This window comes from Mycoplasmopsis agalactiae 14628, assembly GCF_000266865.1.
In the GTDB taxonomy this organism is placed as follows: Bacteria; Bacillota_I; Bacilli_A; order Mycoplasmatales; family Metamycoplasmataceae; genus Mycoplasmopsis; species Mycoplasmopsis agalactiae_A.
In genome coordinates, this window is sequence record NZ_AJPR01000011.1 from 182,583 (window position 1) to 200,574 (window position 17,992).

Genomic DNA, 17,992 nt, shown 5'->3' on the forward strand with positions numbered 1-17,992 from the left:
CTGTTTTTTTAACTTTTTGTTAAATATTTAATAAAATTCATATCACTATGAAAGAACTAGAAAAGATAACCCCTTTAGAACTAGATTTTGCTAAGTGATACACTGATGTTGTAAAGCAAGGTAACTTAATTGAGTATGGCCCAGTCAAAGGAACATTAATTTTTAAACCAAATTCATATGGAATTTGAGAACAAATACAAAAAGCACTAAATGAAATTTTTAGTAGCTTAAAAGTTCAAAATGTATATCTTCCTTTGTTCATTCCTGATAGATTACTTGCTAAAGAAAAAGAACATATTGCTGGATTTAATCCTGAGTTAGCAACAATAACTAAAGTTGGTGACAAAGAGCTGGATCAAAAAATTTATGTAAGACCAACATCTGAGGTTTTATTTGCTGACCTATTTAAAAAAATGATTGTTTCTCATAAGGATTTGCCTATTTTATACAACCAATGGGCAAATGTTGTAAGGTGAGAAAAAACAACAAATCCATTTTTAAGAAGCAGAGAATTTCTATGACAAGAAGGTCATACATGCCATAAAAGTGCCATTGAAGCTAGAAAACTGACTAGAGAAATGATCAATGTGTATGCTAAATTTTTAAAAAATTATTTAGCTATACCAACAATTATCGGTAAGAAAACTCCATATGAAAAATTTGCTGGAGCCTGCTCAACATATACGGTTGAAGCAATGATGAAGGATGGAAAAGCATTGCAAGCTGGAACCAGCCACTATTTAGCACAAAACTTTTCTAAAAAGTTCGAGATCTCTTTCAAAAATGATAAAAATGAAGACGAGTTTGTATACCAAACATCATGGGGTGTCTCTACAAGATTGCTAGGTGCAATTATAATGACCCATGGTGATAATAGAGGAATAATTATTCCTCCTAAGGTTGCTCCTGTTCAAGTTGATATTTTGGAATTATTTGCTAATAAACAACCTAAAGTTCATGACTTTTGCTATGAATTAGCTAAGCAACTGGAAAGAAAATTTAGAGTAAGGCTTGATTCAACTGACAAATCTCCTGGCTATAAGGCTTCAAATTCTGAAATTCAAGGTGTACCACTTAGGATCGAGGTTGGCCCTAAAGATCTAGAAAATAAAACTGTAACTATAGTTCGTAGGGACACCTTAGAAAAAACTATAGTTAGTGTATCAGATGTTAAGAGCAAGGTTCGCGAATTACTAAATAGCATTCATAATAATCTTTATGAAAATGCCAAAAGAAAACTTGACGAAAATACTGTCCTTGTTGATAACTATGAAGAATTCAAAACTAAGATTAAGGAGAACAAATTTGTTTTAGCTCCTTTCTGCTGTGCTGAAGAAGCAGAAATAAAAATTAAAGAAGAGACAGGTGCAACAACTAGATGTATTCCTAGAAAATCACTAAAACCTGGCAAGGTTAATAAGTGCATTTTCGAAGAATGTAGATCACAAACTAATAAGTATGTAATTTTTGCTAAAGCTTATTAATTACTAACATTGATAGCGGTTTTATTTTCATAACTTAAGCCAAACAAAGGAAAATTATGATAACTAACATATCGCTTCATAATGTTTTAAATTACGCAATGTCAGACTTAGAAAAATATAAGTTTGTTGCCACAATATGTAGGATAGAAAAAGCTAGTGCAAAATTAGACGAAAAAAGCAGCTTGCTTTATAGTGATAGAAATAAAATTCACCATAGAAGTCGCACATTTTTTTCTGATAAATTCAATAGGGCATTAGAGTGCTTAGAAGAGAATTACAAGCATTTAATAACTAAAGAATTTTTAGAAAAAGAAAACAATTACTGATATGAAGAGTTTTACTCAAAAACAACATACTATAAGTATCGTAAAAAAGCTGTTAATGAGTTTTTAGCCTATTATTTAGACAAAGACCATATGATTATTTAGCACGAAAGCAAGAGAGTTACTTCTCTTGCTTTTCTTTAAGTAAGCGCAATAAAAAAAGAACTAAATCATTAAATTTTATATAATTAAAACACTATATAAATGGAGTTCAAGGTATGGGTATTTCAGAGTCAATTTGAGCAAATTATGATCCTAATTCAAATTATTTGCCACTCAAAGAAAAGTTTTTAGAAGAAGCAAATAAATATTTTGAAAATTCAGTAAAGCAATCTAATATTTCTGTAGAAGAGTGCCAAACACTAGCAAAAAATTATGAAGCTGCAGCCAATAGACAAGAGAAAACAAGTAAGGCTGTCGCATCCTCTTTAGCCTGATTTATAGTATTTTTGGTTCTTGGAGCAGTCGCATTTTTATGATTTGGAGTTGTTCTAAAGTTCAAAATTTTAGATGTAGCAATATACAGCAGTGCTGACTTAGCGCAAGTTATTATTGCACCAATATTAGGTGTTACTTTCCTTGGTTTATCATTTGGTCTTCTCTTAGTTAAGTATATTAAAAACAAAAAGCAATTAATAAAAGACATAATAGCTAAAGATAAAGCTTACAAAAATGTTTCAAATGCAATAGCGCCTTTACTTTCACTTTTAGAAAGACATGGCATTAAAGAAGAAATTTTACAAAAAACAATGCCTGAAGTTAAGTTAGATAAATACTTATTGAATGAATGATATAACAGCTTTGTAAGTGAGTATGGTGCACAGAATCTTTTAAGCAAGAGTGAAAACACATATTGTAAATCAACCTTAAGTGGAACTTTATTCACTTCTCCTTTTATTTTTGTTAATAAAAGAGGTTGAAGATATGTTGATGTTGATTATACTGGTTCTATAACCATAACATGAACAGAGACATACTATGTTAATAATGAAGCTAGAAGCAGAGAAAGATCAGAAGTGCTTGTAGCCACTGTGACAAAACCAGCACCTGAATTTAGTGATGATAATTACTTGCTTTTTGGCTCAAATGAAGGAACAAAACTTAGTTTCTTTAGAAAGCCAACAAAAGTTAATGTAATGAATGAGCGGGAAATAGAAAAGTTTTTGAGAAAAAGAAGCGACGAATTATCTAAACTTACCGAGAAAGCTATTGCTAATAATTCATCATTTAGAGTAATGAGCAACACTAAATTTGAGGCTTTATTTGATGCAACTAATAGAGATAATGAAAGAGAATATCGTGAGCTCTTTACCCCTTTGGCACAGAAGAATATGACAAATTTGCTTTTGGATAAGAAAAATGGTTACGGTGATAATTTTAAGTTTTCTAAAAGCGGTAATGTCAACTTAATTGAGAACACTCAATTGGATCAAGACGATAATGAAATATTCAAAGAAATAGTTGATTGCAATTCATATTCATATAATGAAGTTTTCAATAAATTTAACCAAAAAATGGCTTTATTTTTCAAAGAATTTTATTTCAGCATAGCTCCATTATTATGCATTCCTAACTATATATCATCTATTGAAAAACCACTAAATCAAACTAATGACAAGAGTCTTTCATATCTAGAACTAGAAAAACTGGCACACAGCACAATATATAAAAAAGGCAGCAATGATTGAACAGACACTGAATTTGTAGTTAACATCTCGGACGTGTATAAGTCAGATTCTAACTTTGAAGAATTTAGTGTCCAAGCACAAGGTTTTTCAACTTCAATTGAAACTGATTATGTAACTAAAATGGGGCCTGATGGTGAGCTTCACACCATTCCAGTTCACTGAACCCTATACACTCCTGAGCATCGTGAATTTGTAATTCAAGTTGGAAAAATTAATGAATTTGAAAGTCACGATTCATATCTTAATGAACTAAGCGAAGTGTTAAAAGAATTTGCTGATGAAGACCAATCATTAGCTAAAGGCCAAACACTTTCTAGCTACGTAAGAGTGTTCCAAAAAGATACAAACTAGATTGTCTGTTTTATATAAGCTAACAACAAGTTGCAAACAGAGAAATAATAAAATTTAATATATAATTTTTAATATAAAAATGACTGTTTTAAGGAGAAATATGGCAAATCAATTAGATGAATTAACTGGCCCAGTTAATCCTCAAGGAAGAGATATTAATGTTATTCATAAGCAAATTCCTGCTAAAGTAACGTGACGTTCAACTTTATTTGAAGTTATATTATGACTACTATTATTAATCCCCGGAATAGTTTTTCTATTTATGAAAGTTAAGGCTAAAAACTACTTGCAAAAATTAGAACAAGAAATTCAAGCCAAGTCTTCAACAATAAATGCCTACTTATTAAATAGAGTTAATATAATGGATAATGCTGTATCTATTGCTAAAGAAGCAGTTAGATTTGAGACTGAAGTTTTAGAAAAAATCACTGCATATAGAAGTGGGATAAATATTACTGATGCTAATCGGGCACAAGTAGCTGAAGATATTGACAAAACATTTAACTCAGTTGCTTCAACTCTTCAAGGTTTAAGAAATGTCAATGTACAATTTGAAAGATATCCAGAATTAAAAGCGCATGAATTACTTCACAGACTTATGGACGAAAACAGAAGAAGTCAAGCAGAAATTACAGCTGCAAGAGAGCTTTATAATGATACTGTTACCATATGAAACAAAGCAATTTTTGAATGACCAACAAAAGCAATAGTTGCTTCTAAAGAAGGTTATACAACAAGAGTTCCATTTTCAGTAAGTCAGGAAATAAAAGAGCGTGCAAACGCAAACTTTATGGCATAAAAAATCAAAAAGACGGCACTAAGCCGTTTTTTTGAATCCAATTTTAAGAAAAAAGGCATTATTTCCATATTAAACTTTTTATTTTTTGAGCCAGACTTAAAACACCTTAATTTACATTATAATTTTTTATACTAATATTTATAAGTCATGTTGTGAGTATTATGTAATAAAACTTCAAAGGAGTAATTATGAAAAAGTCACACGATTTTGACAGCAAGGAATATCTAAATTTAGTTGACGCCTGATGAAGAGCTGCTAACTATTTATCAGTTGGCCAAATGTATTTAAGAAATAATCCACTTTTAAAAACACCACTTACCAATAATGATGTAAAAATTTACCCAATTGGTCACTGAGGAACAGTTCCTGGTCAAAACTTTATTTATGCACATTTAAACAGAATCATAAACAAATACGACCTTAATATGTTTTTCATTAGCGGTCCAGGTCATGGCGGTCAAGTTATAGCTTCAAACACATATCTTGATGGCTCATATACTGAATTATTCCCACATGTTACTAGAGACATAAAAGGAATGACACACTTATTTAAATACTTCTCATTCCCTGGCGGAACAGCTAGTCATGCTGCTCCTGAATGTCCTGGTTCTATTCATGAAGGTGGTGAATTAGGTTATTCATTATCACATGCTGCAGGTGCAGTTTTAGATAACTCTGATGTTATTGCTGCTACAGTTGTAGGTGATGGCGAATCAGAAACTGGTCCTCTTTCAGCAGGTTGATTTATAAATTCATTTATTAACCCAGCTAACGATGGTGCGGTGTTACCTATCTTACATGTTAACGGTGGAAAAATTTCAAACCCAACAATTTGATCACGTAGATCAAATGAAGAATTAGTTTCATATTTCACAGGTGCAGGCTGAAAACCATTTATTGTTGAAGGCAGTGATCCTGAATACATGCACCAAGAAATGGCTAAAGCACTTGATGCAAGTGTGGAATTAATTAAAAAATACCAAGCTGAAGCTAAGAAAAATGGTGCCCAAAAAGCTAAAAGGCCACAATGACCAATGATTGTTCTTAAGTCACCAAAAGGATGAACCGGACCAAAAGAATGAAATCATGAAGCAATTGAAGGAAGCTTCAGAGCACACCAAGTTCCAGTTCCTGTATCAGCTGAAAAAATGCAACACATAGATGCATTAGAAAACTGATTGAGATCATACAGACCAGAAGAATTATTTGACGAAAATGCCCAATTGAAGCCTGAAATAGCAGCTATCGCACCAAAAGGTGACAGAAGAATGGGTAAAAATCCTATTGCTAATGGTGGCATTAACCCTAGAGCTATAAATGTTGGAAACTGAACAAAATTTGCTCTAGATATTAAGCAACCTGGCAAAATTATTAATCAAGACATGGTTACCTTAGGCTCATATTTAGGTGAATTAAGCCTACTTAATAAAGATAATTTCAGAGTTTGAGGACCTGATGAACACAAGTCAAACAGACTATATGAAATGTTCAAAGTAACTGACCGTCAATGATTAGACAGAATTGATGAAAAATATGATGAATTTTTATCACCTGTAGGTAGAATTATTGACTCGCAACTATCAGAACATCAAGCTGAAGGTATGCTTGAAGGATATGTGCTAACAGGAAGACATGGTGTATTTGCTTCATATGAATCATTTTTAAGAGTAGTTGATTCTATGCTTACTCAACATATGAAATGAGTTAAAAAAGCTCTAGACATTCCTTGAAGAAATGATTATCCATCACTTAATGTTATAGCTACTTCAAATGCTTTTCAACAAGATCATAACGGTTATACTCACCAAGATCCAGGCTTAATTGGACACTTAGCTGACAAAAGACCTGAATTAATTAGAGAATATCTTCCAGCTGATACAAACACATTGCTTGCAACAATGGCTAAAGCATTGCAAGATAGAAATGTTATTAACTTAATTATTTCATCAAAACAACCTAGACATCAGTTCTTTAGCATTGAAGAAGCTACTGAATTAGTTGAAAAAGGTGTAAAAATCATTGATTGAGCATCAAATATCAAACCCAATGAGGAACCAGATTTAGTTGTTGCTGCATCAGGAACTGAATCAACAATTGAATCATTAGCAACAATTACATATATTCGTGCTCATTTCCCTGAATTAAAAATTAGATTTGTTAATGTACTTGATTTATTAAAACTAAGACACCCAAGCATTGATCCTAGAGGATTAAGCGATTCTGAATTCGATGCAATCTTTACAAAAGACAAACCTATTTTATTTGCCTTCCACGGCTATGAAGCAATCTTAAGAGATATATTTTTCTTGCGTTCAAATCACAACATTATTACTCACGGCTATAGAGAAAATGGTGATATAACAACATCATTTGACATTCGTTTACTTAGCGAAATGGACAGATTCCATATGACAGCTAATGTTGCTAAAAAATTAGCTCCAGTTGTAGGCGAATCTAAAGCAAATGAATTAGCTAAGTTAATGGAAGAAAAAATTAAAGAACACAGAGCATATATTAAAGAATATGGTACTGACTTACCTGAAGTTAAAGAGTGAGAATGAACACCATATAGATAAATCAAAAAAATATTGGGAACCCCAATATTTTTTATGCCTGTTTTATAGGCAAATAAGACTATTTTTTAGATTTTGCCTTAGCAAAAATTTCATCACCTAACTTAATTCATTCATCTAAGCATTTATGAAAGTGTGCAAAACCTTGTTTGTAAAATTCATCGCTGGTTAGATCAACTCCCATTGACTTTAGTGTATTCAGTGGATAATCTCTATTGCCTGCTGAAAGAAAATTATTAATGTATTTATCTAAGAACTCTTTGCCCTTTAGCTTATATTGATTATAAAAATAGTTTGCAACAAGCTGGCCTATAGCATATTTATAAACATAGAAACCCATATAAAAATGAGGGATTGTTACAGCTGCTATTTGTTCTTCTTTTTTGTATTTTCTAGGCTTTTTATAGTACTTTTTGAGAGATTCATAATATATTTTTGCTACTTCTTCATAATTTGGAGCCACTTCATTTGCATCCACTTTTTTATAAAGATCATATTCATAGTTAGCTCATTTAGCTTGAGTTACTGTAGTGCCAAAAAAGCCGGATATTATGTGACTGTAAATAGTAAATTTTTCAATTTTACTGCTTGATTTTTCTATCAAGTAGTCATAAAGCATTGATTCGTTAAAAATTGAAGCTATTTCTGCTAAAAATATTGGATAACTAGCATTAGTTATGTCATTATTTTTATCAGAAAAATAAGAGTGCATTGAGTGTCCTAATTCATGAGCTAATGTCTCAACTGAGTTAAGTTCTCCATCAAAGTTCATTAAAATATACTTTTTATTTATGCCATAAGTATTGCCAATTGAGTATGCTCCAGATAGCTTATTTTTAACGCTCATAAAGTCTACTCATTTTTCCTTATAAGCCTGTTTTATAGTATCAGAATACTCAGTACCAAAAGGTAATAAAGCATTATAAACTATGTCTTTTGCTTCCTCAACACTATATTTGTTTTTTACCTTAAAAATATCTCTGTTTGAATCATAAAGAATTCTAAATTTTTCTTTAAAGTGTGCTTCATAGTACTTTTTGTAATGTTTTCAATACTTAGCAATATCATTTTTTAATGAAGCTATGTTTTCAAACAACTTTAATAGTATTTCATCGCTTACTTTATCTTCGTAAGTCAGCATATTAATTGAATCTTTATATTTTCTCACCTTAGCATTAACAGAGATATTCTTAAAGGTCTGCACAAGCATGTTTGCCAAAGATTCTTTGTGCTGTAATTTTGACTTTCTGTACTGTAAAACAGCATTTTTACGCAAAAGTGCATCGTCAGATTTAAGCATTTTCGAGTATGAAATTGGGTCAAGTTTATGCTTTTTGTTTTTTGAATCAAGCACATCGTCATATCTTAGCTCAGCGTCAGTTAAAATATTAAAAACATCTTCTAAATTTGGTTCACCAAAAGCAACTTCATTCAAGTATTCTTCTACATCATTTGATAGTTTATGATTAAATGAATCTAAAGTATCATTGATCATTTTCCTATATGAACTAAGTCTTCCGTCATTTACTCAATTTTTTAATTTATCAGCATTTTTAAAAAATCTGTTGATTTCTGAACCATATTCTTTGTTTAATTCTTCATTCGCTGAATCAAATTTAAGAGCCATTTCTTGAGCTTGTGGATCAGTCAAATTAATGTTTGTTTTATTAGAAATATAATTGTGTAATTTATTAGCCACAATTTCCATTTGCTCATTTAACTTAAGACCAGCAATAAATGATTCAATGCTCTCATATTTTGAATCTTTAATTTCAATAAGCTGTTTAAAAACAGCTACATACTTTTCTAATCAATATTCAAAACTTTGGCCTTCTAAAATTGACTCCAAGTCTCATTTGTATTCATCATTTACTTTATCATAGCTAGGATATTGCTTCATTTTTACCCCTTTTGAAATTAAATATATATACAAAATTAAAATTTTTGATAAAAAATAAATATATTATAAAATAATTAAACTAATGATTATAAAAGTGATAAAAGAGAGCCGTTATTGATTAAAAATAGCACTTATGATATTCAATGAAGACATAAATCCTTCATTGCCTTTTTTTGTTACTGAATATAGTCAAAATTTATACGACACAGCCTCCCCATATGCATTTTTTTAATTTTAAAAAAATATTTAAGGAGGATTTGTGATACAAAAAAAAGAAAAACTTCCTTACATCATTAAACTTAAGGAAGTTGTCAAAGAGTTCGATGGCAAAATTGTTTTGGATAACATCGAATTGAATATTAAAAAAGGTGACTTTGTCACATTATTAGGCCCATCTGGTAGTGGTAAAACTACTATCTTAAGACTTATTGCGGGCTTTGAGAAAACCACTCGTGGTGAAATTCAGTTTAATGGACTAGACATTAAAGACTTGCCACCTCATAAAAGAGATTTATCAACCATTTTTCAAGACTACGCTCTATTTCCACATTTAAATGTTGAAGGTAACATAAAATTTGGTCTTCCACTTAAAAGAGTTCCTAAAGAAACTATAAACCCTAGATATGAAAGAATCTTGGCTGAAAAGAAAATCAAGTGAACTGAGTTAGCTAAGAAAAAAATGCAAGAATTAGACGAGTTGCAAGATAAGTACATTGAAGAAATGGAAACATTAAAGCCAAATACAATTACTTATAGAAGAAGACAAAAGTGATTGGACAGATCAGACTTTAACTATTCATATTGAGAAAACTATGTTCAGCAACAAACTGAATCTTTTGAAAATAAATTTTTGAAAAGAAAACTAACTAAAAATGAGATTGACCAGCTAGTTAAAGACTTTGTGAAGCTAGTTGGACTAGAAGGCAATGAAAAGAAAGCAATCAGTGAGCTTTCTGGTGGTATGCGTCAAAGAGTTGCACTTGCTAGAAGCTTAATTATTAAGCCAAGTATTTTGCTTTTAGATGAGCCTCTTAGTGCTTTGGATGCTAAAATTAGGCAAAAAATGCAAGTGTTGCTTAGAAGCTTGCAACAAAAACTAGGACTGACATTTATTTTTGTTACCCATGACCAAGATGAAGCACTAGAGCTTTCAGACATGGTTGCAGTTATGCGTGGGGGCAGAATTGAACAGTATGATAGTCCTAAAAATATTTATGACTATCCAGTTAATAAATGAGTAGCTTCATTTATTGGCGATTCAAATATTTTTAATGGAATTTTTAACAACGAAGACTGTACAGTAGACCTTTTGGGCAAAACATTTAAAACAGTTCATGATGAAGACGAATTTGCTAATGAGCAAGAAGTGGATGTTTTAATTCGTCCTGAAGACATTGACATTATTTTAGTTGATGAAGATGAAGAAGTTGAAAAAAGCAAAGAAAGCAAGAAAACTAAAGAAAAACTAAGAGGAACCATACAAGATATTGCTTACCGTGGAAGCTATTATTACCTAAAAGTTAAGCTTAATATGGGCGAATATATTTATGTTGAAACCGCTAAGAAATTTGAATTAAATGATGTTGTTGACATTAGTTGAACAATTGATAGTATTCATTTAATGAATAAAGATAGCAAGTGAGACTATACTTCTAATGAATTCAGGAATTAAAGCCTCATTAGGACTCAACAGAAGATTATTATTCTTACTCCCATACATTTTCATAGCAATTCTTTTAGTGTTCTTACCAATTATTTTAATAATTGTCAACTCAGTTATTCATATTGCTGATCCAACTTTTGATTCATTCAAGCTAGTTAAAGATTCAAAAACTTGAACTAAGATTTGAAGAAGTTTATTCATTGGAATAATTTCAGCACTGCTTTGCCTAATTATAGGCTTGCCATATGCATATTTTGTTGCAAGAAGCAAAAACAGAATTATGCCAATTTACGCTATGAGCCTTATTTTAAGCCCATTAGTAATCTTTACAATTGCCAAAATATATGCAGTACGTGGTTTCTTTTTAACTTTAGTTTCTAAAGAAAACGATCTTAATGCCATCTGATTCATGATTTTTGGCTTAACTTATTTAAACTTGCCATATATGATAATGCCACTTTATTCAGTGTTTAGAGATATGCCAGAAAATATAATTGAGGCTTCTCACGATTTAGGTAATGGTCCTGTTCGTACATTATTTAGGGTGATATTACCATATAGTAGCAAGGCAATTTTAAGTGGACTAGGTATTATTTTCTTATCTAGTGCCACCAACTTTGTTATAAGTGATAAATTATTGCCTGATGGCTCACAACATCAATTAATTGGTACTGTAATTAATAATTACACCAATCCAGCTAATCAATATGAAGTGTCAATTGGTACAACTTTAGTAATTGTCGTATCAATCATATTTATAGGAACATTTGCACTAATTAGCTTCTTGCCAAGAGTATTCAGAAGAAGAAGGAGAGCAAGATATGAATAAGGTAGCTAAAGTTTTTAAAAGTTTCTATATCCACATAATATTGTTAGCATTTTACATCCCGCTTTTATATGCAGCTATCTTCAGTTTTAATAATCCAAGTAGTAAAGGATTTGTTAGAACTAGCTGAAACGGTTTTACCACCAACAACTGAGCAACATTTTTTAATGAAGGCAGAGGCATTGCATTGCTTAATTCATTAGTAATAGCTTTTGCAGTTTCAGTTATTGTTGTAACTATTTCTCTTTTTACATGTTATGGCATGTGAAGACAAAAAAATAAAGTATATAGTAAGATGATTCTAGGAACTAATAATGTGCCATTAATTAACCCAGATAACATCAGTGCTATTGGTCTTGCTTTATTATTTTCAGTATTATTTGGCACATTAGCAAATACTCGTGAAGGCCTATTTCGTGGGATTGTTGGCCACACAGTAATGGCTCTTCCTTATGCTATTACTTTAATGTTTCCAAGAAGTGATAAATTCAATGCATCATTATTTGAAGCTGCTCAAGACTTAGGTTATAGCAAACTTAGAGCTTGATTTAAGACCTATTTTGTTTACATGCTTCCTTCAAGTTTTTTTGCTGCTATTGTTGCTGCTTTCTTGAGTTTTGATGACTTCATTATCTTAAGAACAGTTTCTAATACATCTACATTAGGTACCAAATTATATGAAGGTGAATTTAGAGCATGAGGACTAGTTGTTGGAGCTTCATTGCTAATCATTGTTTTATCATTTAATGCTATTTATATTTCATATAAATGAATAAAGATTGCTAGAGCTAGCAAAAAGGCCAAAAAGTCTATAGAACAGCCAAATAAGGAAGAATTATCAAGTAAAACATCTTTCTTTGATATAGGAGGCACTGATGAAGAGCAATAAATTTATGCAGTTTATTAAGTCTAAAGTGCTAACTAAAAAAGTTGGTTTTTCACTAGCTGCTCTTTCAGCAGCAGCTGTTGCAGTAGGTGCAGTTTCTTATAAATATACTAAGAGTGCTTTTAAACCAGTTTTTTCTAACTATCAAGCTTATATTGATGAGTATAACTTAGAAAAGCTAAGCCAACGTTTTGAATACAAACAGTTTGCTGTTTTGGATGAATTTACTAGAGATATATTAACTAACAAAACAGCAGGTGGAATTGGTAGTGATAGTCAAGCTACTAAGCTATTAATTAACAGCAATCAAGGCAAGCCATTATTAAGAAAGTTTAAAAGATCTGACTTCAAAAAGATTTTTAAAGCGAAGTGAGATGATTCCAAAACTACTGAAGAAAATTTAAAAGTTATATATAACCCTGTTGTTTTTGAACACATTAAATCGTATGATGCATTATTAGATAATGTGCCAGTTTTTGATGAAAATGGAACAATTATTCCTAATAAGACTCAAAAAGACTTGCCAAATGAAGAAAGACTTCATTTATATGATTATTTCATACCTTACTTTATGCAAGACATGGTCATTGCGTACAATCCTCAAAAGATAGCTAAATATAACAATTTGTTTAAACCATTTCATATGGAAGCTCCTGAAGAACCAGTTGAAAGTGACGGAGAACAAGCCCAAAAAGACTATGAAATAGCCAAAAAAGAATATGATGCTAAGTATGAAAACTCTATTAGTGACTACTTTGCAGGCGTGCACAATGGCATTGAAAAGCAAATTAACTCTAAGCTTATTGAAATAATTAATAATCCTAATAATAAATATAAGGAAAAAGTTGTTGATAAGAATACTGGAAAAGAAACAATTGAAGAGCACAATCATTTACCAATGTCTGAAGCTCTTAAATTGCTTAGAAATCCATATGGAGCCAATTCAGAACAAGATGCTTTTAAATATTATCAATACACAAATGCAGTGCGTGATAATATGATCTATGGCTCATCATATAGACTAGATACTAAAACAGGAAAAAGAGTTTCTCAGCCAACTGGTGAAGCTGTTATAACTGAAGAAACAAATATAACTAATAAAAAAATTAGAACTGAAATTTATAGAGATCTAATCGACCAATTTGTTGATATGTTTCAAGATTCAACTGGCTTTAAAATCACAGACACTGAAAGAGTTAGAACTAGTGGAAATGGTTTAGACTTGCTTAACACACTAGTTGACCCTACAAAGAAATTCAATGTAGCGATTATTTATAATGGCGATGCAGTTGATGCTTTTTATTCATTAGATAATGTCAAAAATTCAGAAGTTCCTGATGGTGTTGTTAGATTTATTCGTCCTTCAGTTAACTTACTTTTAGTTGATGGATTTGTTATTGCTGATTCAACTGAAGAAGATGTTGCATTAGATATGATTGATGCAGTAAATAAAACAGTTTTTGCAGGCTATGACCAACCTGATGAGTTTTGAAACTCTGATGATATTGAAAAAGCTAGAAAAAATGTTGCTGCTGACAAAGACAAAGATGAGTGATATGAAAAATATGGAGCATACTTTGTTTTTGATTATGTAAGATATACTCCAGCAATTCAAAGCTTATATCAATATGTTTTAGACAACGAGTTTTCTGAAGACAAGTTTCCAGGTTATGGTAAGGCATTTAATGACTACCAAAAAGATTATCTTCAAAACTTATATAAAATTGAAAGCGAATATACATTTAAAGAGTTTAAATCAGACAATACAGGCAAAAAATTGGAAGAGTTAAAAGGCTTTAAATACCACGTTAAACATATTCCAATTCATCCAGTTACACATGAAGTTCAGACAGAAATCAACATTTATTATGACAGCAAATTAAAATCTTAAAAAATTTGGCCAGCAGGCTAAATTTTTTATATTGCAACATTTATAAGATTATAAATATTATTTCAATTGACTGATTGACCTATAAAACAGGCCAATAGGGACACATTATTGTTTTTAAAATAAGCATCATAAAAATTTATTAAATAAATAAAAAAATTTATTTTTTTACTATAATTTAAATACTTATTTTTCAACAACTATTTTTAATAATGAGGAGGGTGCAATGGCTATAGTTCCAAAACGTAAAACATCTAAACAACGTAAGCACAAAAGACGTACACATGATGCTTTACCAGTGCAAAATTTAATCTCATGCAAAAACTGTTCTAATATGATTCAACAACACCGTGTTTGTGAACACTGTGGCTTTTACAAAGGTAAAAAAGTTGAAGGATATAAAAGTTTAAACTTGCGCGCTCAATAATAATGCTTTAAAACCAGTTTTACTTGGTTTTTTATTTTATCTTTTATTATAATTTTTAATTATATGAACAAAACTTTATCAGTTTCTGAATCTAAAATTGCATTAATATCACTACTAGTTTTTTTAATCATTTGTGCAGTGATCATTTTTATTATTACTTTCTTTTTAATTAGAAATAACAAAGTTAAAAAAATTAAGAGACAGGCCAATGAAATATATAAATTTGTTAGTTCAAAAACAACTAATGGTTCTATGACAATTTCCAGATTCAAAAGCATATCGCAATCTCAAGGCGATTACAAAAAAGATCTTAGCGAACTAATTAATATTAATGAAGAAATAAGAGCTATTTATAAGCCATTATTTACTTTATGTAACAAGATTAAAAATGATAAAAACAAGAAATATAATATTTTAAAAACTGAATCACTTAAGCTTAATAATTTATTCGATGAATATAAGGAATTATGAACTAAATTTAGTAAAAAATCTGAAACCTTAAACATACATTGAGGCATAGTCGATTCAATAAGCTCTAAGCTCTCAACAATTCTTTTGGAGCTAGAGAACTATATTAACAAAAATAAAAATAATCTTAGTCATACATACGATATATTGGTTCATGAATTAGATGAATTACAAAAAAATAATTTTGCTTTTGAAGATAAAAAGCTAAACAATGAAATAACAAATGTTTCAGCCGAAATTAATGAATACGAAAAAAGAGTTTATTCATTTTGCAAAAAAGTTGATGTGCTAGTGAAATTAGAAAATGCTATTTTTTCTGCATTACCACAAATGTTTAGTAACAAAAATTTTGATTCTAAATTCAACAATGAAATAATGCAATTAAAAAATAACTTGCAAAGATTGCAACATAATTTTACTTCCATGCCATATCAAGAATTACTAAAAGAAACTAAGTTAATTTACCTTAGATACTTTACCTTACTTAAAGAAAACAAAAATAACAGTGAGTTTAAAAACTTTATCAAAAGCAAATTTAAGACTCTAGAAGATGAAATTCAAAAAATTAACTCTTTAGTTAATTCATTTATTCATGAAATTGATCAAGACGATTTTTACAAAAGTATTATAAAACAGGATTATATGTCAACTATTATCTTCTGAGAAAATCTAGTTAAAGACTTTGAAATTCTTAAAGAAAAAGCCTACAAAGGCATAGAAATAGGCTTATTAGAATTACAAACATTCTTAGAGCAATATTGCTCACTGCTTCAGTCTTTTAATTCTATAATTTACCAATATGACTATTTTACAGCTAAAAAAGTATATGACAAGCTTTATTTGGAAATCAACAATCAATGATGTTTAAAAGTTTTAAACCATAGAGACGTTTTAGAAAAGCTATCTGAAAATGATGAGCTATTTAGGCAATTAATCATATTAAACAAAGAAATCAACAACGATTTTAGTACTAAAAATTATATTGATTTAGGTTCAGAGCTATGAACTAAGTGAACTGAATTATTAATTAAACTTTATAAAAAAGTTTATACACAATATATTTATAAAGCTATGATTGATGCTTTAACGAAGAAATTAGCACAAAAAAACATAAACAATAGTCCTGAAATGGAAGAGTACATGTTATATGTTGATAGAAATATAGTTTCATTAAGATTTAAAGAAGCTTTTGAATTTTTAGCTGCAGCTTCAAAAGGAAAATAATATGTATGAAAAAATTTTAATAAGATATGGTGAGTTAACACTTAAGGGAAAAAACAGAGACTCATTCATAACTCAATTAGCAAGAAACATTAAACTAATAACTGGTGAATATCCAGAAACTAAATATGATCGTATGTTTTTAACATACTCTGAATCTAACTTAGAAAAATTACAATATGTTTTCGGAATAACTAGCTACAGCCCAGTAATTTTTTGTGAAAATGACTTAGAAAAAATTACTAATAGTGCTATAAAACTGGTGAATCAGTACGATAAGACATTTAAGATATCAGCTAGAAGAAACAACAAAAAATTTGAATTGACTAGCGCGGAGATTAACCAAAAAGTTGGCGCTTCTGTATTAAAATACTACCCTTTAATTAAGGTAGATGTTCATAATCCTGAGTGCAATATTAACATTGAAGTGCGTTCAGATAAAACATATTTATTTAGCAAAAGTTATGAAGCATTAGGCGGTCTTCCTGTCGGAATTAGTGGCTCTACACTACACTTAATGTCAGGCGGAATTGATAGTCCTGTTGCTGCTTTTAATCTTATGAAAAGAGGACTAAAAGTAAGCTTTCTCTCTTTTATTTCGCCGCCACAAACCGATGAAAAAACAATTGTCAAAATAAAAGATTTAGTCTCTGTGTTATCTAAATATCAAGGCAAAAGCCACCTTTATTTAGCTAACTATTCTAAGCTAATGAACTACATTTCTTTTACATCTAATGAATCCTACAGAATCAACTTAATGCGACGTAGTTTTTATAGAATTGCTTCAAAATTTGCTAAGAGCAAAAATATCATGGTTTTATCAAATGGTGAAAATTTAGGACAAGTAGCTAGTCAAACAATTGAAAGCTTATCAACAATTGCAAGTGCTAGTGATTTATTAATTTTAAGGCCGCTTATTGCTAATGATAAAGTTGAAACAATTAATATTGCAAAGCATATTAAAACCTATGATATTTCAATTGAAAAAGCTAAAGAAACATGTGAGCTATTTGCACCTAAAAACCCTGTGACTAAGCCAAATTTGGCAACAGCATTAAGACTAGAAGAAGAATTAACACAGCTAAAAGACCTTGAAGAAGAACTTTTATCAAATCAAATAGAGCACTACGCAATTGAATAAAAAAACAGGCTAAATATTTACAGCCTGTTTTTTGCTTTATTAAATCATTAAGAATTAAGAATTTTGTAAACAACAATTGCAATTGTTCCTACAATCAAAAGGAACAACGCCAACACTAACAAGGAAGAAACAATAATTTTCTTCTTGTTTTCTACATATTTAGATCTTGTATATTCATCTAAATTTTGGACAGCATCTTGTACAAGAGTATCTCTATCGGTTTCATTAAGCTTACTTATTTCTTCGGTAGATAAAATCTTTATATCCTTAATTTCTTCAAAGGTAGTAAAGCGAGATTTTTCTTGTTCATTATCTAAATTGCTCATAAGCTAATTTTACATTAATCACGGAAAA

14 protein-coding genes are annotated in these 17,992 nt (G+C 30.2%); 12 read left to right on the forward strand and 2 right to left on the reverse strand.

Annotation, left to right across the window (positions count from 1 at the left end):
* Positions 1-47 precede the first annotated feature (47 nt).
* The 5 genes from proS to MAGB_RS02865 all read left to right on the forward strand — a co-directional run bounded on the left by proS (position 48) and on the right by MAGB_RS02865 (position 7,221).
* Positions 48-1,484: a proline--tRNA ligase gene (gene proS / locus MAGB_RS02845; protein ID WP_004024299.1), complete on the forward strand. Its 1,437-nt coding sequence runs from the start codon at positions 48-50 to the stop codon at positions 1,482-1,484.
* A gap of 56 nt (positions 1,485-1,540) precedes the next feature.
* Positions 1,541-1,912: an MG284/MPN403 family protein gene (locus MAGB_RS02850; RefSeq protein ID WP_004024300.1), complete on the forward strand. Its 372-nt coding sequence runs from the start codon at positions 1,541-1,543 to the stop codon at positions 1,910-1,912.
* Between the two features lie 113 nt (positions 1,913-2,025).
* Positions 2,026-3,846, forward strand: a complete 1,821-nt coding sequence (locus MAGB_RS02855; RefSeq protein ID WP_004024301.1) for an MAG1210 family protein — start codon at positions 2,026-2,028, stop codon at positions 3,844-3,846.
* A gap of 100 nt (positions 3,847-3,946) precedes the next feature.
* The gene (locus MAGB_RS02860) at positions 3,947-4,645 is read left to right on the forward strand and encodes a LemA family protein (protein WP_004024302.1); all 699 of its coding nucleotides are present in this window, start codon (positions 3,947-3,949) and stop codon (positions 4,643-4,645) included.
* Positions 4,646-4,833: 188 nt separating this feature from the next.
* Positions 4,834-7,221 (forward strand): phosphoketolase family protein, encoded by a 2,388-nt coding sequence (locus tag MAGB_RS02865; RefSeq protein WP_004024303.1) that lies wholly within the window; start codon positions 4,834-4,836, stop codon positions 7,219-7,221.
* A 58-nt stretch (positions 7,222-7,279) separates the two neighbouring features.
* Here MAGB_RS02865 and pepF read toward each other — a convergent pair whose 3' ends face one another.
* Positions 7,280-9,118: an oligoendopeptidase F gene (pepF, locus tag MAGB_RS02870; protein ID WP_004024304.1), complete on the reverse strand. Its 1,839-nt coding sequence runs from the start codon at positions 9,116-9,118 to the stop codon at positions 7,280-7,282.
* A 259-nt stretch (positions 9,119-9,377) separates the two neighbouring features.
* On the opposite strand from pepF, the gene MAGB_RS02875 reads away from it, so the two are divergent.
* The 7 genes from MAGB_RS02875 (at position 9,378) to thiI (ending at position 17,638) form a co-directional block, all read left to right on the forward strand.
* Positions 9,378-10,790 carry an ABC transporter ATP-binding protein gene (locus MAGB_RS02875; RefSeq protein ID WP_004024305.1) on the forward strand — a complete coding sequence of 471 codons (1,413 nt, stop codon included), beginning with the start codon at positions 9,378-9,380 and terminating at the stop codon, positions 10,788-10,790.
* Positions 10,774-11,610: an ABC transporter permease gene (locus MAGB_RS02880; protein ID WP_004024306.1), complete on the forward strand. Its 837-nt coding sequence runs from the start codon at positions 10,774-10,776 to the stop codon at positions 11,608-11,610. Before MAGB_RS02875 ends, MAGB_RS02880 begins: the two co-directional genes overlap by 17 nt.
* Positions 11,603-12,496, forward strand: coding sequence for an ABC transporter permease (locus tag MAGB_RS02885; RefSeq protein WP_004024307.1), 894 nt, complete (start codon positions 11,603-11,605; stop codon positions 12,494-12,496). Before MAGB_RS02880 ends, MAGB_RS02885 begins: the two co-directional genes overlap by 8 nt.
* Positions 12,483-14,384, forward strand: a complete 1,902-nt coding sequence (locus MAGB_RS02890; protein ID WP_004024308.1) for a hypothetical protein — start codon at positions 12,483-12,485, stop codon at positions 14,382-14,384. Before MAGB_RS02885 ends, MAGB_RS02890 begins: the two co-directional genes overlap by 14 nt.
* Before the next feature lie 223 nt (positions 14,385-14,607).
* Entirely contained in the window at positions 14,608-14,808 is a 201-nt protein-coding gene (rpmF, locus tag MAGB_RS02895) for a 50S ribosomal protein L32 (RefSeq protein ID WP_004024309.1), read from the forward strand.
* Positions 14,809-14,871: 63 nt separating this feature from the next.
* On the forward strand, positions 14,872-16,500 hold the full coding sequence (locus MAGB_RS02900) for a hypothetical protein (RefSeq protein WP_004024310.1): 1,629 nt from the start codon (positions 14,872-14,874) through the stop codon (positions 16,498-16,500).
* A 1-nt stretch (position 16,501) separates the two neighbouring features.
* Positions 16,502-17,638: a tRNA uracil 4-sulfurtransferase ThiI gene (thiI, locus tag MAGB_RS02905; protein ID WP_004024311.1), complete on the forward strand. Its 1,137-nt coding sequence runs from the start codon at positions 16,502-16,504 to the stop codon at positions 17,636-17,638.
* Positions 17,639-17,685: 47 nt separating this feature from the next.
* On the opposite strand, the gene MAGB_RS02910 is transcribed toward thiI, so the two are convergent.
* The gene (locus MAGB_RS02910; protein ID WP_004024312.1) at positions 17,686-17,964 is read right to left on the reverse strand and encodes a hypothetical protein; all 279 of its coding nucleotides are present in this window, start codon (positions 17,962-17,964) and stop codon (positions 17,686-17,688) included.
* Positions 17,965-17,992: the final 28 nt, after the last annotated feature.